General features: G+C 43.3%; 18 protein-coding genes. 9 read left to right on the plus strand and 9 right to left on the minus strand.

Translation table 11 applies throughout. The features are described from left to right. On the plus strand, positions 1–876 hold the full coding sequence (locus L1077_RS20995; protein ID WP_440589558.1) for a peptidylprolyl isomerase: 876 nt from the start codon (positions 1–3) through the stop codon (positions 874–876). Between the two features lie 33 nt (positions 877–909). Here L1077_RS20995 and queF read toward each other — a convergent pair whose 3' ends face one another. Then, positions 910–1,755: an NADPH-dependent 7-cyano-7-deazaguanine reductase QueF gene (queF, locus tag L1077_RS21000; protein ID WP_237138853.1), complete on the minus strand. Its 846-nt coding sequence runs from the start codon at positions 1,753–1,755 to the stop codon at positions 910–912. Between the two features lie 60 nt (positions 1,756–1,815). On the opposite strand from queF, the gene syd reads away from it, so the two are divergent. Beyond that, positions 1,816–2,364, plus strand: a complete 549-nt coding sequence (gene syd / locus L1077_RS21005) for a SecY-interacting protein (protein ID WP_237138854.1) — start codon at positions 1,816–1,818, stop codon at positions 2,362–2,364. Here the strand turns inward: syd and L1077_RS21010 are convergent. From L1077_RS21010 to L1077_RS21020, 3 genes are all read right to left on the minus strand, one after another. Then, entirely contained in the window at positions 2,358–3,131 is a 774-nt protein-coding gene (locus tag L1077_RS21010; RefSeq protein ID WP_237138855.1) for a Zn-ribbon-containing protein, read from the minus strand. The genes syd and L1077_RS21010 overlap by 7 nt on opposite strands. A gap of 1 nt (position 3,132) precedes the next feature. Continuing rightward, entirely contained in the window at positions 3,133–3,396 is a 264-nt protein-coding gene (locus tag L1077_RS21015) for a hypothetical protein (protein ID WP_237138856.1), read from the minus strand. A 66-nt stretch (positions 3,397–3,462) separates the two neighbouring features. Next, positions 3,463–3,690, minus strand: coding sequence for a DUF2789 domain-containing protein (locus L1077_RS21020; protein WP_063362274.1), 228 nt, complete (start codon positions 3,688–3,690; stop codon positions 3,463–3,465). Between the two features lie 132 nt (positions 3,691–3,822). Here L1077_RS21020 and L1077_RS21025 point away from each other — a divergent pair, with 132 nt between their 5' ends. After that, positions 3,823–4,488, plus strand: a complete 666-nt coding sequence (locus L1077_RS21025; protein ID WP_237138857.1) for a GNAT family N-acetyltransferase — start codon at positions 3,823–3,825, stop codon at positions 4,486–4,488. Between the two features lie 1,140 nt (positions 4,489–5,628). Here the strand turns inward: L1077_RS21025 and L1077_RS21030 are convergent. Both L1077_RS21030 and L1077_RS21035 read right to left on the minus strand, forming a co-directional pair. Beyond that, entirely contained in the window at positions 5,629–5,934 is a 306-nt protein-coding gene (locus L1077_RS21030; RefSeq protein ID WP_237138858.1) for a DUF3301 domain-containing protein, read from the minus strand. Further along, positions 5,935–6,960 (minus strand): DUF3549 family protein, encoded by a 1,026-nt coding sequence (locus L1077_RS21035; RefSeq protein ID WP_237138859.1) that lies wholly within the window; start codon positions 6,958–6,960, stop codon positions 5,935–5,937. It lies immediately after the preceding gene. A gap of 160 nt (positions 6,961–7,120) precedes the next feature. Here L1077_RS21035 and L1077_RS21040 point away from each other — a divergent pair, with 160 nt between their 5' ends. The 3 genes from L1077_RS21040 to L1077_RS21050 are packed head-to-tail and all read left to right on the plus strand — an operon-like array spanning position 7,121 to position 8,622. After that, positions 7,121–7,441 (plus strand): YqcC family protein, encoded by a 321-nt coding sequence (locus L1077_RS21040; protein ID WP_237138860.1) that lies wholly within the window; start codon positions 7,121–7,123, stop codon positions 7,439–7,441. Positions 7,442–7,444: 3 nt separating this feature from the next. Further along, complete coding sequence (gene truC / locus L1077_RS21045; RefSeq protein ID WP_237138861.1) at positions 7,445–8,179, plus strand: tRNA pseudouridine(65) synthase TruC; 735 nt, start codon at positions 7,445–7,447, stop codon at positions 8,177–8,179. Beyond that, entirely contained in the window at positions 8,179–8,622 is a 444-nt protein-coding gene (locus L1077_RS21050; RefSeq protein WP_237138862.1) for a flavodoxin domain-containing protein, read from the plus strand. The genes truC and L1077_RS21050 overlap by 1 nt, the downstream gene beginning before the upstream one ends. A gap of 36 nt (positions 8,623–8,658) precedes the next feature. Here L1077_RS21050 and L1077_RS21055 read toward each other — a convergent pair whose 3' ends face one another. Then, a complete protein-coding gene (locus L1077_RS21055; RefSeq protein ID WP_237138863.1) occupies positions 8,659–10,227 on the minus strand; it encodes a LysM peptidoglycan-binding domain-containing protein in 1,569 nt (522 codons plus the stop codon). A gap of 195 nt (positions 10,228–10,422) precedes the next feature. After that, positions 10,423–11,190 (minus strand): hydroxyacylglutathione hydrolase, encoded by a 768-nt coding sequence (gene gloB / locus L1077_RS21060; RefSeq protein WP_237138864.1) that lies wholly within the window; start codon positions 11,188–11,190, stop codon positions 10,423–10,425. Between the two features lie 52 nt (positions 11,191–11,242). Between gloB and L1077_RS21065 the strand changes: the two genes are divergently transcribed. Next, positions 11,243–12,007 (plus strand): class I SAM-dependent methyltransferase, encoded by a 765-nt coding sequence (locus L1077_RS21065; RefSeq protein WP_237138865.1) that lies wholly within the window; start codon positions 11,243–11,245, stop codon positions 12,005–12,007. Here the strand turns inward: L1077_RS21065 and rnhA are convergent. Then, positions 12,004–12,468: a ribonuclease HI gene (gene rnhA, locus L1077_RS21070; protein WP_237138866.1), complete on the minus strand. Its 465-nt coding sequence runs from the start codon at positions 12,466–12,468 to the stop codon at positions 12,004–12,006. The two genes, L1077_RS21065 and rnhA, sit on opposite strands and share 4 nt — an antisense overlap. 68 nt (positions 12,469–12,536) lie before the next feature. Here rnhA and dnaQ point away from each other — a divergent pair, with 68 nt between their 5' ends. Further along, positions 12,537–13,247, plus strand: a complete 711-nt coding sequence (gene dnaQ / locus L1077_RS21075) for a DNA polymerase III subunit epsilon (RefSeq protein ID WP_237138867.1) — start codon at positions 12,537–12,539, stop codon at positions 13,245–13,247. Positions 13,248–13,261: 14 nt separating this feature from the next. After that, complete coding sequence (locus L1077_RS21080) at positions 13,262–14,632, plus strand: TIGR03503 family protein (protein WP_440589556.1); 1,371 nt, start codon at positions 13,262–13,264, stop codon at positions 14,630–14,632. The last annotated feature ends 75 nt before the right edge of the window (positions 14,633–14,707 follow it).

The following is a 14,707-nucleotide window of genomic DNA, read 5'->3' on the forward strand; positions in this document are numbered from 1 at the left end:
ATAAAAGCGACTTCTCTCCTTTTTATTTCTGTGGCTATGCTCTCAGGGTGTATGCAGCAGGCGGATGAGCCGATTACTGTGGTCCGTGCGCCGTCCGAAATTATTAATACAGCGCCAAGTACTGCATGGCAAATGGTTAACAATGACAATGTGATCCGTATCGAACTGGAAACCGGCTATGTATACGTAGAGCTCAATACGCAGTTAGCACCGAACCATTCAAAAAATATCAAAGCGCTAGCTCGAGAAGGGTTTTATGATGGTCTCAGTGTTTATCGCTTTGTTGAGGGGTTTGTCGCACAAGGGGGAGATCCTACTGATAGCAAAATACCGACTAATGGTCAGAAGCGCCTAAACGCTGAGTTGTCGTATAAAACAGATCGTAAGTTGGAGATTATGGCGTTGGATGGCTCTGACGGATATGCGATCCGTACTGGCTTTTTGAACGGCTTTGCTGTAGGTCAAAATCATGGTGGCACAAAAACATGGATGACACACTGTACGGGCACATTTGCCATGGCAAGAGGAAATGACATAAATAGTGGTGGTACAGAATTTTATATTACGCTTTCACCACAGCGTTATCTAGATAGAAATATTACCGTGTTTGGTCGTGTTTTAGAGGGAATGGGACATGTGCAGAAACTTCAGCGAACACCTGAAGAAGGCAAGCCGTATAATCCAATCATCGGGGTTGATGTCCTCAGCGATATAGCTGAGCAAGATCCCATCCATTTTGAATATTTAGATACTGACTCTTTGTCTTTTGAGGAGCTGGTGGCGGCGAGAACGAACAGGCCTGAACCGTGGTTCAAGTTTACGCCAAATTACGTTGATGTGTGTGCGATTGCAGTGCCAACGAGAAGAAAAAGTTAACGATGTAGACAGTGCCGCAAAGCGGCACTTTTATTATTGTCTATTGACGCGTACGTTAAACCCAGTGGTATTTTGCTCACTGGCGCGATACGGGTTGATATCCAAGCCACCGCGGCGCGTGTAACGCGCATATACTTCCAGTTTGCTTGGTTTTAATGCGCGTTGTATGTCGCAGTAGATACGTTCAACGCATTGCTCATGAAACTCATTGTGATCGCGGAATGAGATAAGGTATTTAAGCAAAGATGCTCTACAGATCTGCTGGCCTTCGTAGCGGATCACAATACTTGCCCAATCTGGCTGAGAAGTGATTAAGCAGTTTGACTTGAGCAAGTGACTATAGAGAGTTTCAGATACCTGAGCATTGTCTGTGTGTGTTAATATGCCCTCTTCTGGACTGTATGTATCAATGTCCACATCTAACTCATCAATGCATTCGCCTGGCAGCGGAGTAAATGGGATGCAGTTGTACTCATCTGGGCCAAATAGGGTTACTTTGACATCGCAACTTGCTGCATGAGACAGGTCATCTGTTAGATGTTTGTGCACGTCATCGATTGACTCGAATCGCGTTTGATTAAAGCTATTTAAATATAGTTTAAAAGACTTAGATTCGATGATATGAGAGCTTTGACATGGAAAAACAAAAGTTGCTACTGCAACTTGTGGTTTACCTTTATTGTTGAGCCAAGAAAGCTCGTATCCAGTCCAAGTATCCTCGCCTTTAAACGGCAATGCTTGCTCATCGACCGCAATTTGGTCACGGTTAAGTTTACGTGCAATCGGGTGCAATAATGATGCATCGTATGCAGATGCATACTCGGTGGTTTTACCAAGCACTGAGGCTTTCAGTTCAGGTGCGTTGTTGTAATCTGTCATGTTTCACCAATAGTGGTTACAATGGCCGGAATTATAGCGAATTAAAACGAGAATGGCAGTATGGCTTCATTGACAACTTTGATGGAAACACTACATCAGCGATATGCAGAGGCAATTGAGCAGCGAGATGGACATTTACCTACGATCCCCCACGATCCTGATTACCCAAGTAAATGCGAGGTAGGTGGGGCAGATGATGCAGGTAACATTCAGTGGCAAGCGGTGACAAGGGAGCCGAAGCAGGGGCTTGAAGATCTTGCAAAGGCGCTTGAGGTAACCTTTCCACCAGCATTACATGCCTTTTATGGCGCGGTCTTTGCTGGCAATATTCAGGCACAGTTTGATGGTAACGACATTGAGTTGCTTCAGGTTTGGAATGAAGATGATTTTGTGAATTTACAACAGAACATCACCGGTCATGTATTGATGAAGCGACGTTTAAAGCAAGATGACACTGTTTTTATCGGTTTGACAGACAGAGATGACCTGCTGATCTCGGTGAAGCTAAATAGCGGTGAGGTGTGTTTAGAGTATGTAGGTAAGCCAACACATCATGTATTGGCTAAAGATATTGAGTCGTTTTTAGCTAATTTGAGCTTTGATCACTGAAAATCCCAAGAGATATTTGAGACCAATTGACAGCTGTCACATTTAAAATCAAATAACCCAAACCAAGGTTCATCTAATGCCCAATCACCATCACAATTTGGGCATTTTCTTTGCTTTTCTGCTGCAAGACTCTCCCCACCGACACGATATAGGTAGTAGTACACAGGCTTTTGCGTGAGGTAACGAATGCGCTTTGATAAGTCGAGCCCTCTGCGGGATAAATCGCTAGATAAGCTGGTGATTTCCTCTAATGCTGCAAACTCGCAACGAGTTGCACCATTGATCTGAATTTGATCGCAAGCTTGCCAATCTTCTTGCCATTTTATGAGCGCTTTGTAATCGCCATTGGCGATGGCCGGAATGTTGTAAAGGGGCACTGGCTGAAAATCATCACCACAATAAAGCGGGCTGCATGTATGTACATAGGTTGTATAAAGGATATAGCACGAAGGCGCTTGGCATTGATCTGCACCATTTGCATGAATATCCTGCCCAATCACTTTCACTTTTGGCGCCAATAAACCCGCTTGTTGCAGTTGTTCAACAGCGTGTTTTACAAAAGGACTGTGATGAAGTGGGTGAAGCGAGTCTTCAAGTGGACACATAACACGTGTAATAAAAAAACCGTCTTTGAGTACTGTCGGAAATTCATCACCGATGATTTGGCCATTGAAGCGCAGCGCATTGACGAGGCGGTTGATAGCTTGCTCTGCTTTTTCTAGCGTGGTGTCTTGATAGCAATCAAAAGTTAAATCGACAACGAACATGTTATTGCTTCTCTTCTAACAGTGCTAAAAGCTTATCTAACTTGGCTTCAATCCTGTCTAATTGACTTTGTGGTTCAGCAGGAGTTGGTTGGCTTTGTTGTGCAACATGTGTAATTGCTTCGGGGTTATTTTTGTAACTGGCCAGCGCGGCGATAATAACAGGCATTGGGAGTGGCTCAGTCAGTTTGGCTTTAACTGTTGCCACGCTTGGAGTTTTACCTTCAGCAAGCAATGTGCTGATGGCTTGTTGAGCTGCTGGGTGCATATTAAACGACCGAAAAATAAAGTCTAGTTTATCACTTTTATACAATGAGCCCAACGATCTGTCGATTTAACGCAGCAGGGCATCGAGTGTATCTATCACTTCACTCCAGTCTGCATCAGCGTTTAACGACTCTTCGATAAAATGCTTTTGCCCTTGATTCCAAAATGGCGCGTCAACAATTAATACATTACTTGGCAGTTTATTATTATCTATAAATTGTGAAATATGCTCGTCACTATTATCCAGACCAAGCTGTGCGAATAATGCATTTAACGAATGATAGCTATTATCCATGTAACCCCCATTGAACAAGAAAATCTCTACAACTATAGTAAAGATGCCGATGTTTTTTTCAGCAAATAAAAACAATACCCAAACGAGTTTTGTTTTTACTTAACAGTATGTGTGAATAAACAAGGGAAGATTATGTCTAATACAGAAGAGCAAACACAGACCCCTCTAATTGCAGTCAAATTTATTGAACCTGAAGACATTCATGTCGCTGCAAGTTTATTATTTCAAGCTTATCGAGATGATCCATTACTTGTGCGCATTCTTAATGAACCAAACCAAAGCAAATACGATGCAAAATTGAGGGCATTGGTTAGGCAGGAGCTGACACGCTTTGGAAAATCAGGACAGCCTATTCTGGGGATATATATTGATGAAAACTTGGTTGCAGTGGCATGTGCTTTTGCTTCTCACTGTGAAATTGATAAAAGTTTTGGCTGGCACTGGCGGTTTACGTTAATGATGGGGGCAGGTGTATTACAGACTCAGCAAATCATAGAAAAGGAGCGCGCCATCAAAGGCCAGTTACGGGATTTAGGGGAGTACTACTTTTTATCGTTTATCGCTGTGGATCCACATTATCAGGGGTTGGGGTATGGACACTATTTATTAAGTGCGCTGGACTCATTAGTCAGTGAAAATGACTTTATGTCAGGGATGGCGGTATTTGTCACACAAGGGAATCAAGTCAACTTTTTTGAAGCACATGGCTATCAACTGGTCAAAGAAATTACGTTTAAATCAGTGTCTGGTGATTTGCTCTTTAAATCACGAACTGACGATTTGGAAAAAACACTGTGAGACTTTTCCTACATGGTTGTGCGTATTCATAGTTACTATCACAGGTTTATAGCCCTGGAATTAGCTTAAGTGTTTGTTTTTAATGTTTTTTTGTTTTTGTTGCAAAGATTTTTAAGATATTTAATTGAGAATATCTCCTATTTATTAGCGCGGATTCGCTTAAACTTATTCGTGTTGAAGGATAAAAGGATACGGCAGCAAATATTGCTACTAGGAAGGTATCGGATTTTTACACGGGAAGTTCGGAGCGCTTAAGGAACTAAGTGAAGGGGAGCCAAGAGGCTAGGACGTAGCACAGGACGTGCAGACATAGGAAATGTCAAAAAAGGATAGGAGCGCCGAGGATTAGGCGAAGAGGAGCCAAGGTGGCAGAGGATAGCGCACAGGATGTGCAGACATAGGAAATGTCAAAAAAGGATAGGAGCGCCGAGGATTAGGCGAAGAGGAGCCAAGGTGGCAGAGGATAGCGCACAGGACGTGCAGACATAGGAAATGTCAAAAAAGGATAGGAGCGCCGAGGATTAGGCGAAGAGGAGCCAAGGTGGCAGAGGATAGCGCACAGGACGTGCAGACATAGGAAATGTCATAAAGGATAGGAGCGCCGAGGATTAGGCGAAGAGGAGCCAAGGTGGCAGAGGATAGCGCACAGGACGTGCAGACATAGGAAATGTCAAAAAAGGATAGGAGCGCCGAGGATTAGGCGAAGAGGAGCCAAGGTGGCATAGGATAGCGTACAGGAAGTGCAGACATAGGATATGTTAAAAACGGATAGGACAGCCTAAGGAAAAGGTATTTGAGGACATTTCAGTACTAATACATAGGATGTACGGGCATAGGAAGTGCCAAGGGACTAGGTTGGAGCGCACAAGGACAATGCGTAAGTGGAACGAGTGTAGGATACACGTTGGATGAAGGCATGGATGAGGATCGGGTGTGATTGGATGTATACCCGTTCAGGGGATGATGAAAGTTGGCGGCTTGCTTGTATGTTGTAGGCAGAGGTAGCGGATACCTCACAGGGATATCGTCGGATTGGGGCGTGACAAACAGGGTTGCGCCTTAGTTTCTTTTCTGTTTTCTATTCTTAATTTATTCTTTCTTTAATCACTTAATCACTTAATCACTTAATCACTTAATCACTTAATCTATGATTCTATGTGGTGGCACATCAATTTTGACCAATGTTTGATTTTCTAAATAAAGTGTCGCTTTGTATGCGTTATCCCTGTCTGAGCTAAACTCAAACAGGAATTCACTTTTGATACCTAACTGGCCATTTTTCAACACACCTAAGCGGCGTTTTTGACAGGCAACACTGAGCAGTTGCACATTGAGCTTTTCACTCTGCTGCGTTGCGTGCTCACGTGCTGATTCAGCGATTTTCCTGCTGAACCAAAAAAAGCTACATGATGAAAAAATCAGTATAAATATCCAAAGTGTGATCATTTATGAAAAAAGCCTTCCAATTGCCCGTGATAGGGTTTCGCTGCGATTTTGCGCTCTCAGTAAACCTAATACATGAGGACGAAGCATTGGAATTGCAACTAAGTCAGCAAAAATACTTTCAAATAGTCCTTCTACTTGGTTGTTTTGAGCTGCTTTATCCATGAATGTGTAAAGCCTATCTGGATCGGTCAAGGTTTCCCAGCCTCGCCCGGCAATGGTCAATAAAATATCAGCTTCTAAACTTTGCTCTGATGCCAATAGCTGATCAACAGATTGTGCGATCAGCCCTAATCCGTGACTGCCAGACATGGCTCTAAAGCTATTAATAGCGCCAGCTAAGTTATCCCTTGTTAGATGTGTATGTAATTGCGTTTTCAAAAATTCAGTAAGTTCTGTTGAGATACTGACATGCTCAAGCATGGCAGCAAGCGGGCTTTGTACTTGCGCTGGTAAAGTAGGCCACAATGCCACCAGATTTGCTTGGTTTTGACCATGTGCTAAACGCAAGGCGTAGTCAGCGAGGCCTTGCAGCGCGAGGTTTTGCCAATCAGTTTGACCATGGGAAGTAAAATATTGCTCTACTGTTTCATAGTACTTTGATGCTGGGCGTTTTAGCTCGCATTTCATCAACGCGTTGAATGCAGCTAACTTGTTGGCGTTAGGCGTATATACATAAGGGTTATTGTCTAGCTTCCCTTGTGCGGCTTCGCCGGTCAGCTGTGTGCCAAGTGCTTCAATGACCATGGATGCAAAATGATCTCTGCTGGCAATGTTTAATTTACTTTGCTCATCAAGCGGAAATTTTAAGAACCAGACATAGGGGTCCAATGTCGCTTGATTATCCCAAAACTGAATCGCCATAAGTGCATGCCCGCCTAAAGGGTATGGATAAGGCACTTGCGTGTTTTCGATTTGATCAAATTGTTTTTTGTCTATTTTCGTGATGCGACGACCAATATCATACACGCGCCACTGCGTGCCAGCTGATGTTAAAAGTTCACCTAAAGTAGAAATATGTGTCGTCATTGTTTGCTCACGAAAAATTACAGTGGGTGCAAGTATAACGGTATTTGCAGTGGGGGGTAAGAGTCGCAAGCTACATAGGTCTCTAATATCTGTTTTGAAAATGTGCTTAATTGACACAAGTGGTATACTGCCACTTTGATAATAAATTAGAGGCGTGACAGTGAGCCAAGTGGTTTTACAGCATCTTGCTGTATTAGAAGTACAATTAAAACAATCTCAACTTTGGCAAGCTGAGCCAGTTGACGAGCAAGCTTTGGCATCTGTGCAGCCATTCTGCTGTGATACGTTACGATTTGAGCAATGGCTACAATTTGTATTTATCCCTAAAATAACCGCGATGATTGAAAGCGCTGTGCCATTACCGACCAACATTGCTATTGCGCCTATGTGTGATGTGGCATTTGCACAACATCCTGATCAGCAAGTTCTATTCAAGTGTTTAAGTGAGATAGATACGCTCATTTCAAATGGGGCACAGTAATTTATGCTAGAAATAATTTATCAAGATGAACACTATGTGGCCATTAATAAACCATCAGGCTTACTCGTTCACCGCTCCTTTTTAGACAAGCGAGAAACGCAATTTGCGATGCAGATGCTCAGAGATCAATTGGGACAGCATGTATTCCCTGTGCATCGTCTAGACAGACCAACCAGTGGGGTCTTATTGTTTGCTTTAAGCTCAGAAGCGGCCAGAGATATGAACCAGGTGTTCATTGAAGGAGACATTCAAAAGCGCTACCTTGCTTTGGTTCGTGGACACAGTAAAGACAAAGTGTTTGTAGATAAGCCGCTTAAAGAGCAATTGGATAAAATAGCGGATAAGTTCGCTGATCAAGACAAAGCACCTCAGGAGGCGCAGACGTTAGTGAGATGTCTGCATAAAGCAAGTCTCGATATTCCGTTTGGTAAATACCCAAGCATTCGTTATTCCTTGGTTGAGTGCTTTCCAAAAACCGGCAGAAAGCATCAGATCCGTAGGCATTTAAATCACTTATCAACACCAATAATAGGTGATGTAAATCATGGAGATAATAAACATAATCATTTTTTCCGTGATCATTTTGGCCTGCAAAGGCTGATGTTATTTGCAACTGAGCTAAAGTTTCTCCATCCTTATACTAAACAACCCATATTAATTCGCGCCAAGTTAGGTGAGGAAATGTTGGACATTTGCCGTCAGCTAGGTTGGCCGTCGACTCAGAAGGACTATCAGTAATGGCATCAATCACCTTGTTTGTAGGTAGTGTTTACGGTAATGCAGAGAATTTGGCTGAGCAGATACAGACTCATTTGAATGAGCAAGGGCATGAAGCACACATTGCCGCGCCAGCAACCTTAGAGCATGTTAAATCGGCAGAGCATGCGCTGTTTGTTTCATCGACAACAGGACAAGGTGATATTCCAGATAATTTATACCCATTGTTTATTCAAATGCAGGCGCAAATGCCTAGGCTGACCGACAAAAGTGTAGGTGTTGTTGCGCTGGGTGATAGCAGCTATGGTGATACGTATTGTGGTGCTGGGCGTCAAATTGATGCGCTGATTCAACAATTGAATGCCAACATTATCCAGCCGCGATTGGATGTGGATGCAGGAGAGTACTTTGAGCCTTGGGAAGCGGTAGAGCCCTGGTTAATAAAGTGGGTGGCAGCGTTATAAATATCAATAAAAAGGCCTCAATTGAGGCCTTTTTATTTAGGTGCGTTTCACATCGACTTTAAGTTTTAGATTTTGTCCCGGCTGTAAGTACTTTTGCCCCGCGATGTTATTCCATTTTATGATGTCTTTGATGGTGACATTAAATTTGGATGCGATCCGTGCCAATGAATCACCTTTGCGCACTTTGTAAGTGATGGAGCGCTCGGTTGTTTTAAGACCCGGAGTTGTTGTCTTTGGCTGCGACTTATAAATAGTCAGTTTTTGACCAAGCTTTAGCACAGCACTGGTCTTGAGTTTATTCCAAGCCGCCAATTGTTTAATGGTGACATCGTGCTCTCGGCTAATATCCCATAATGTATCACCACTTTTCACCGTATGTGTGTGTTTACTTTGTTGGGTTTTATTCGCAACTTTTCGTACTGATGCAGGTAGATGTTCGCTTTTAAGCTCGCCTTCACTCAAAGGAACCAGCAGTTTTTGGCCCACACGAATAATGTGGCTATCCAGCTTATTAAGCGTTTGAATGGCCGATGGACTGGTATCAAACTTACTCGCGATCACTGACAGACTGTCTCCACGGTTAACCGTGTAGTATTGCCAACGCAGTCGCTCTTGCATCGGAGTGCCTGCCAGCTTAGTTTTAAACTGCTCAATTTTATCAGTGGGTAATAATAGACTATGCGGACCTTTGGGATCGGTTGCCCAGCGATTGAATCCCGGGTTTAATCGATATAACTCGGTTAATGAGATCCCCGCCATATCAGCAGCCAATGCCAAATCTATCTGCGTACCGACTTCTACGGTATCAACAACTTGTGCGTTGATAATTTTATTCCATGTTACTTTGAATTCATTTTGGCGCATGAGTAGATCAGATAAAGCCAGTAGCTTAGGTACATAGGCAGTGGTTTCTCTGGGTAAATCCAAAGACCAAAAATCCGTTGGAAGGTGCTTTTTGCGATTTTTCCTGATCGCACGCATGACTCGGCCTTCACCTGAATTATACGCAGCAATGGCATTTAGCCAGTCTCCGTCGAGTGTTTTGTGTAAATAGGTTAAATAATCCAGTGCTGCACGCGTTGATTGAACAATGTCACGTCTGCCGTCATACCACCAGTTTTGTTTGAGGTCGAAGCGCTCACCCGTTTGAGGCATAAATTGCCAAATGCCTGATGCACTGCGATGAGAGTAGCCAAATGGGTCAAATGCGCTTTCAACAATCGGCAGTAAAGCGATTTCAATAGGCATTTGGCGTTTTTCTACTTCTTCAACAATAAAATATAAATACGGTTCAGCGCGTTTAGAAATCCGATCTAGATAAGATTGATGGCGTTGATAATAGTTTCTTTCTGCTACGACAGGGCGATTCTGCGGCACGGGAATTGATAGCTGATAACGGATCCTTTCCCATACATCATCAAATACAGGTGGCGGCTCGTCAGCCTCAATGGGCTCTTGGATCGCGTGAGCAAGCACATCACTTATTTGTGCTGGACTGGCATGGTCACGCGTTTCGATTTGTTCGGATTGCGTTGTTTGAGTTTGTGTTAATTCACAGCCTGTGATTAAACTTAAAATCGCAATTATCAGCAGTGGCTTTTTCATAAATCTCTTTTTGTCGGGCAAAAACCCGACAATTTTACCCTTATCTCGAGGAATTGGAAAGGTACGGTCGCGCAGTACTGTACAGCGTTTAGAATTTATCAATGGTATTGACTCAACAGGTGCCGGAACGTGAATTTTTTTTAAGACCAGCACCTAAATGTAACCTCGTTGTCTGTCTACTAGGGGGCGATGGTACTAAAAGTTATCTTTCCACTGCCTTAACAGGGCAAACCTTTGCCAAAGGATATCAGGTGTGCTTTGTAAAAAAGCTGGTAGATGCGCCAATATATCTGCTTGATCTGAGCGTAAAAAGGGGTTGACGGCTCGCTCATTGCCCATATTTGTCGGTAATGTGGGCAAGTCTTTTGCTCGCTGTAGCTGGCACCATTTGATGTAGTCAGAGAGCGCTTTATTTTCAGGCTCTACGGCGTGCGCAAATGCGAGGTTTGCTAGCGTGTATTCATGTGTACAGTATATTTGGCAAGTATCAGGCAATTGTTTGAGAGACTCTAACGAGTACCACATTTGTTCAGCTGTTCCCTCAAAAAGGCGACCACAACCACCACTAAATAAAGTATCCCCGGTTAATGCCAAGTCATCGTTGATATAACAGATGTGATCCAAGGTGTGTCCTGGTGTTTGCACAACTTTAAATGGAATGCCTGCTATAGTTATTTTGTCATCTTGTGTTAGAGGGTGTGTTATGCCGTCATATTTGGAATCTTTTGGGCCATAGACTGGTATATTAGGGAACTGTAAAAGTAACTCAGCGACACCGTCAGTATGATCCCAATGGTGATGCGTAATAAGGACCCCTGATAATGTGCGGTTATTTTTGTTTAAAAAAGTTAATACAGGCTGACTTTGGCCTGGATCGACTACCCAAGTTGCATTGTCATGTTGGTTGCATATTGCCCAGATATAGTTGTCGGTAAATGCCTTTATCGGTTCAACTTGCGCCATAACTCTTTGCTCTATAAAGTGAAGGTGTCAACAAGTATAACGAGCGAACGGGATGAAACCAGCATTAAGTTTTCAGCAAGGGCCTAAACCACAGTCATGGCAAGACTTTCCTCATGGGGAATACCTCAAAGCGGGGATTGAGCGGCGCATGGCACGCTGGCTGCCACGCATGTTTGGTTATCATATGCTAAAGCTAGGCTGCTTAAGTGGTCAGCTGGATACGTCTGAAAGCCCAATTGATCATCAAGTCTGTATTTCTTCTGGTGGGCCTCATGCTGGGGTGATAGCTGAAATTGATGAGCTTCCTTTTTATGAACACAGTGTTGATGCCTGTATCTTATCTCAAGGTTTGGAATATCATTCAGATCCCCATCATATTTTACGTGAGGCGCACCGAACTTTAATTCCCGGTGGATATATTGTCATTACTGGGTTTAACCCATTTAGTTTGTGTGGGCTTGCACATATGTTGCCGTTCAGCGGTGAAAAATTACCTTGGTCTGGGCGTTTCTTTACGCCCTCTAGGGTGAAAGATTGGTTAAACTTACTCGGGTTCGAGATCATTGCCGATGAACGTTTTATTCATGCATCACTTGCCAGAGGTTCTCGGTTATCTCGATTTGCCCCATGGCGTCGCTTTTGTCGACATTATTTAAAACCGATGGGCAGTGTATACATGTTGGTTGCGCGTAAACGGGTTGCGCCTTTGACGCCGATTAAACCAAAGTGGCATGCTCGCCCGAAATGGACGCCAGCTGTCAAAGGGGCGAGGTTAAAGCACAGTCGCAGCCGGCATGAAGTGAGTAGAAACGATTAAGGGTTGTACCCCTTATCCTCGAGTAAATCATCTTGCGAAGCTGCATCCCTTGCTAGGTCATCGACAAGCTCATTGTATTTATTGCCTGCGTGACCTTTAACCCAGCGCCACTGGATATCATGTCGTTGGCAGGCTTCATCTAATCGTTGCCATAAATCAACATTTTTCACAGGTTGTTTAGCTGCCGTCTGCCAGTTACGCTTTTTCCAGTTGGCCAGCCAAGATTCAATACCTTGTTTAACATATTGGCTATCTGTATAGAGTACAACTTGGCAAGGACGCTTTAGCGTCTCAAGTGCGATAATGGCTGCCAACATTTCCATTCGGTTATTAGTGGTCAGTTGATAGCCTTGGCTCAGTTGCTTTTCATGGCCTTGGTAGCTTAAATAAACGCCATAACCACCAGGCCCTGGATTGCCAAGACATGAACCATCGGTATAAATTTCTACTGTTTTTTGCACGAATTCGCCTGTTTTATGTAGAATGGGCATATAGACGCTAACCATAGCAAAGTTAGGCAGCCAACGGTATGCATAAAAGACAAGTAGTACTCGATACAGAAACCACCGGCATAGATCCAAAAGCCGGTCACAGGATCATTGAAATAGGGTGCGTGGAGCTCGTTAATAGACGCCTCACTGGAAACAATTTTCATGTGTATATAAATCCACAGCGAGATATTGAAGAAGAAGCCATTGATGTACACGGTATTACCAATGAGTTTTTGCGCGGTAAACCGTATTTTCACCAAGTCGCTCAAGAGTTTTTAGATTATATTAAAGGAGCCGAGCTGGTTATTCATAATGCGCCGTTCGATGTCGGCTTCATGGATCACGAATTCGCAATGCTTAATCAAGGGTTTCCAACCACCAATGATGTTTGTGAAGTTCTGGATACATTAGTCATGGCCCGTGACTTGCATCCAGGACAGAAGAACAGCCTTGATGCTTTGTGTCGACGTTATGACATCGACAATTCTAAACGTACGCTGCACGGCGCATTACTGGATTCTGAGATCTTATCTGACGTTTACTTGGGCATGACCGGCGGTCAAAAAAAGTTGAATCTAGCTCAGCAATTAGAAGGTCAACAACAAGGCGACTCAGGAGGCATTAGGCGTTTAGCCGCAGATAGGCCAAAGCTGCGAGTGATCCATGCCAGTGAAGATGAAGAAATAGCACATAGAGAAAGAATGGAACTAGTCAACAAGGCATGTGGCCAAAGCCTATGGCAACAATAACGAGGTAAAAATCAATGCGCATCTGCTTAGCTGTGTTGTTTATGTTTTCAAGCTTGTTGGCTTATAGTGAAACGCCAGACATCACGATGTTAGAACGTGATGGAGTTTCGAATGAAATTCCGCTGCTAGACAATCGATTCCGCATTGATCATAACGTCGATAAAATCACTTTACTTTTTTTCCGAGCTCCAGGTGCACCCGCTGTGGTGCTCGTCAGGCCCGATGGAAGCAAAATTTACACTATTCATTCCGTGAAAGATGAAAGCTTAGAATGGTTTGATGAAATCAGTTATGATCTTATTATCATCGATAAACCAATGCCGGGCCCTTGGCAGGTTTTGGGACAGATCTTAAGGGATAGTCGGATAATGGTGCTGGGAGAAATTGAACTCGCCGTGGATCCATTACCGCCTTTACTGTTTCGTGGTGAAATGCTTAAGGTAAACGGTCGAGTAACCAATGATGGCAAGCCTATTGATGTGGGCTACTTCAGAGACGTGGTTACTTTGTATGTGGAGTTTGTCAGTACCAATAATGAGCAGTATGCGAATTTTGGTGCGGGCACACAAAGTGTGACCGAGTTTAAAGATGATGGTCGAGATTTTGACGAAAGGCCATTAGATGGGATCTTTACCGGAGAATTTAAGCTTGTTTTTCCAGCGGGTGAGTGGCAGCCCGAGTTTTATATTGAAACACCGATTTTAAAACGGCGGGTTGTTAAAGATCCGATAGTAATAGCCGAACCGCCATTTAGCTTTGAGCTGCAATTGGCTGACGATGAGGAGTTTGAACATGAGTTAGTCATTAAACTCAATCGTGAAATCGTCAAACCAGAAACCGTGATTTTACAGGGTAAGATTTTATACCCGAATGGCGAAGAGCAGCTATTTACACTCAATGAAGCGGCGCGCTTTTATCGCCAATTGCAAATTAAGAATTATGACTGGGGACGCTACAGTGTCCAGTTATCTGCATTTGGTGAAAACATTAATGGTCGTGAGTTTATGGCCACGATTCCTGATTATAACTTTGAAATAGAGCGCCCTATAGAAAAAGTGCCTGAATTGATAAAGCCAATCTCACCTGAAGAGCTATTACAGGAATCTGAGCCTGTTGAACCAGAAACAAGTCCTGTTTTATTAATTTCCATTGTTGTTGTGGGTAATCTGGTGATTTTATTATTAGGTTGGTTGCTTTATCGGGTATTTGTCCAAAACAAGCCAATTAAATTTGCTATTCCTCTGCCCACCTCATTGCCATTTTTGAAGAAAAAATCGCAAACAGATGATGACGAGCTGGTGGTAGGCGATGAAAATGTAACGGATGAAAGCGATACTGATGCAGGGGATGTATTAAATTTATCCATGTCGGATGATAAGCGGTAAACTTTCAAATCAAATGTAGCCTTGTTGAAGTCAGGCATTTTAGTTAAATACATATTTTTTTGATTGAGTTCTATA

The sequence above is a fragment of the Pseudoalteromonas luteoviolacea genome (genome assembly GCF_021654285.1).
GTDB classification, from domain to species: domain Bacteria; phylum Pseudomonadota; class Gammaproteobacteria; order Enterobacterales; family Alteromonadaceae; genus Pseudoalteromonas; species Pseudoalteromonas luteoviolacea_J.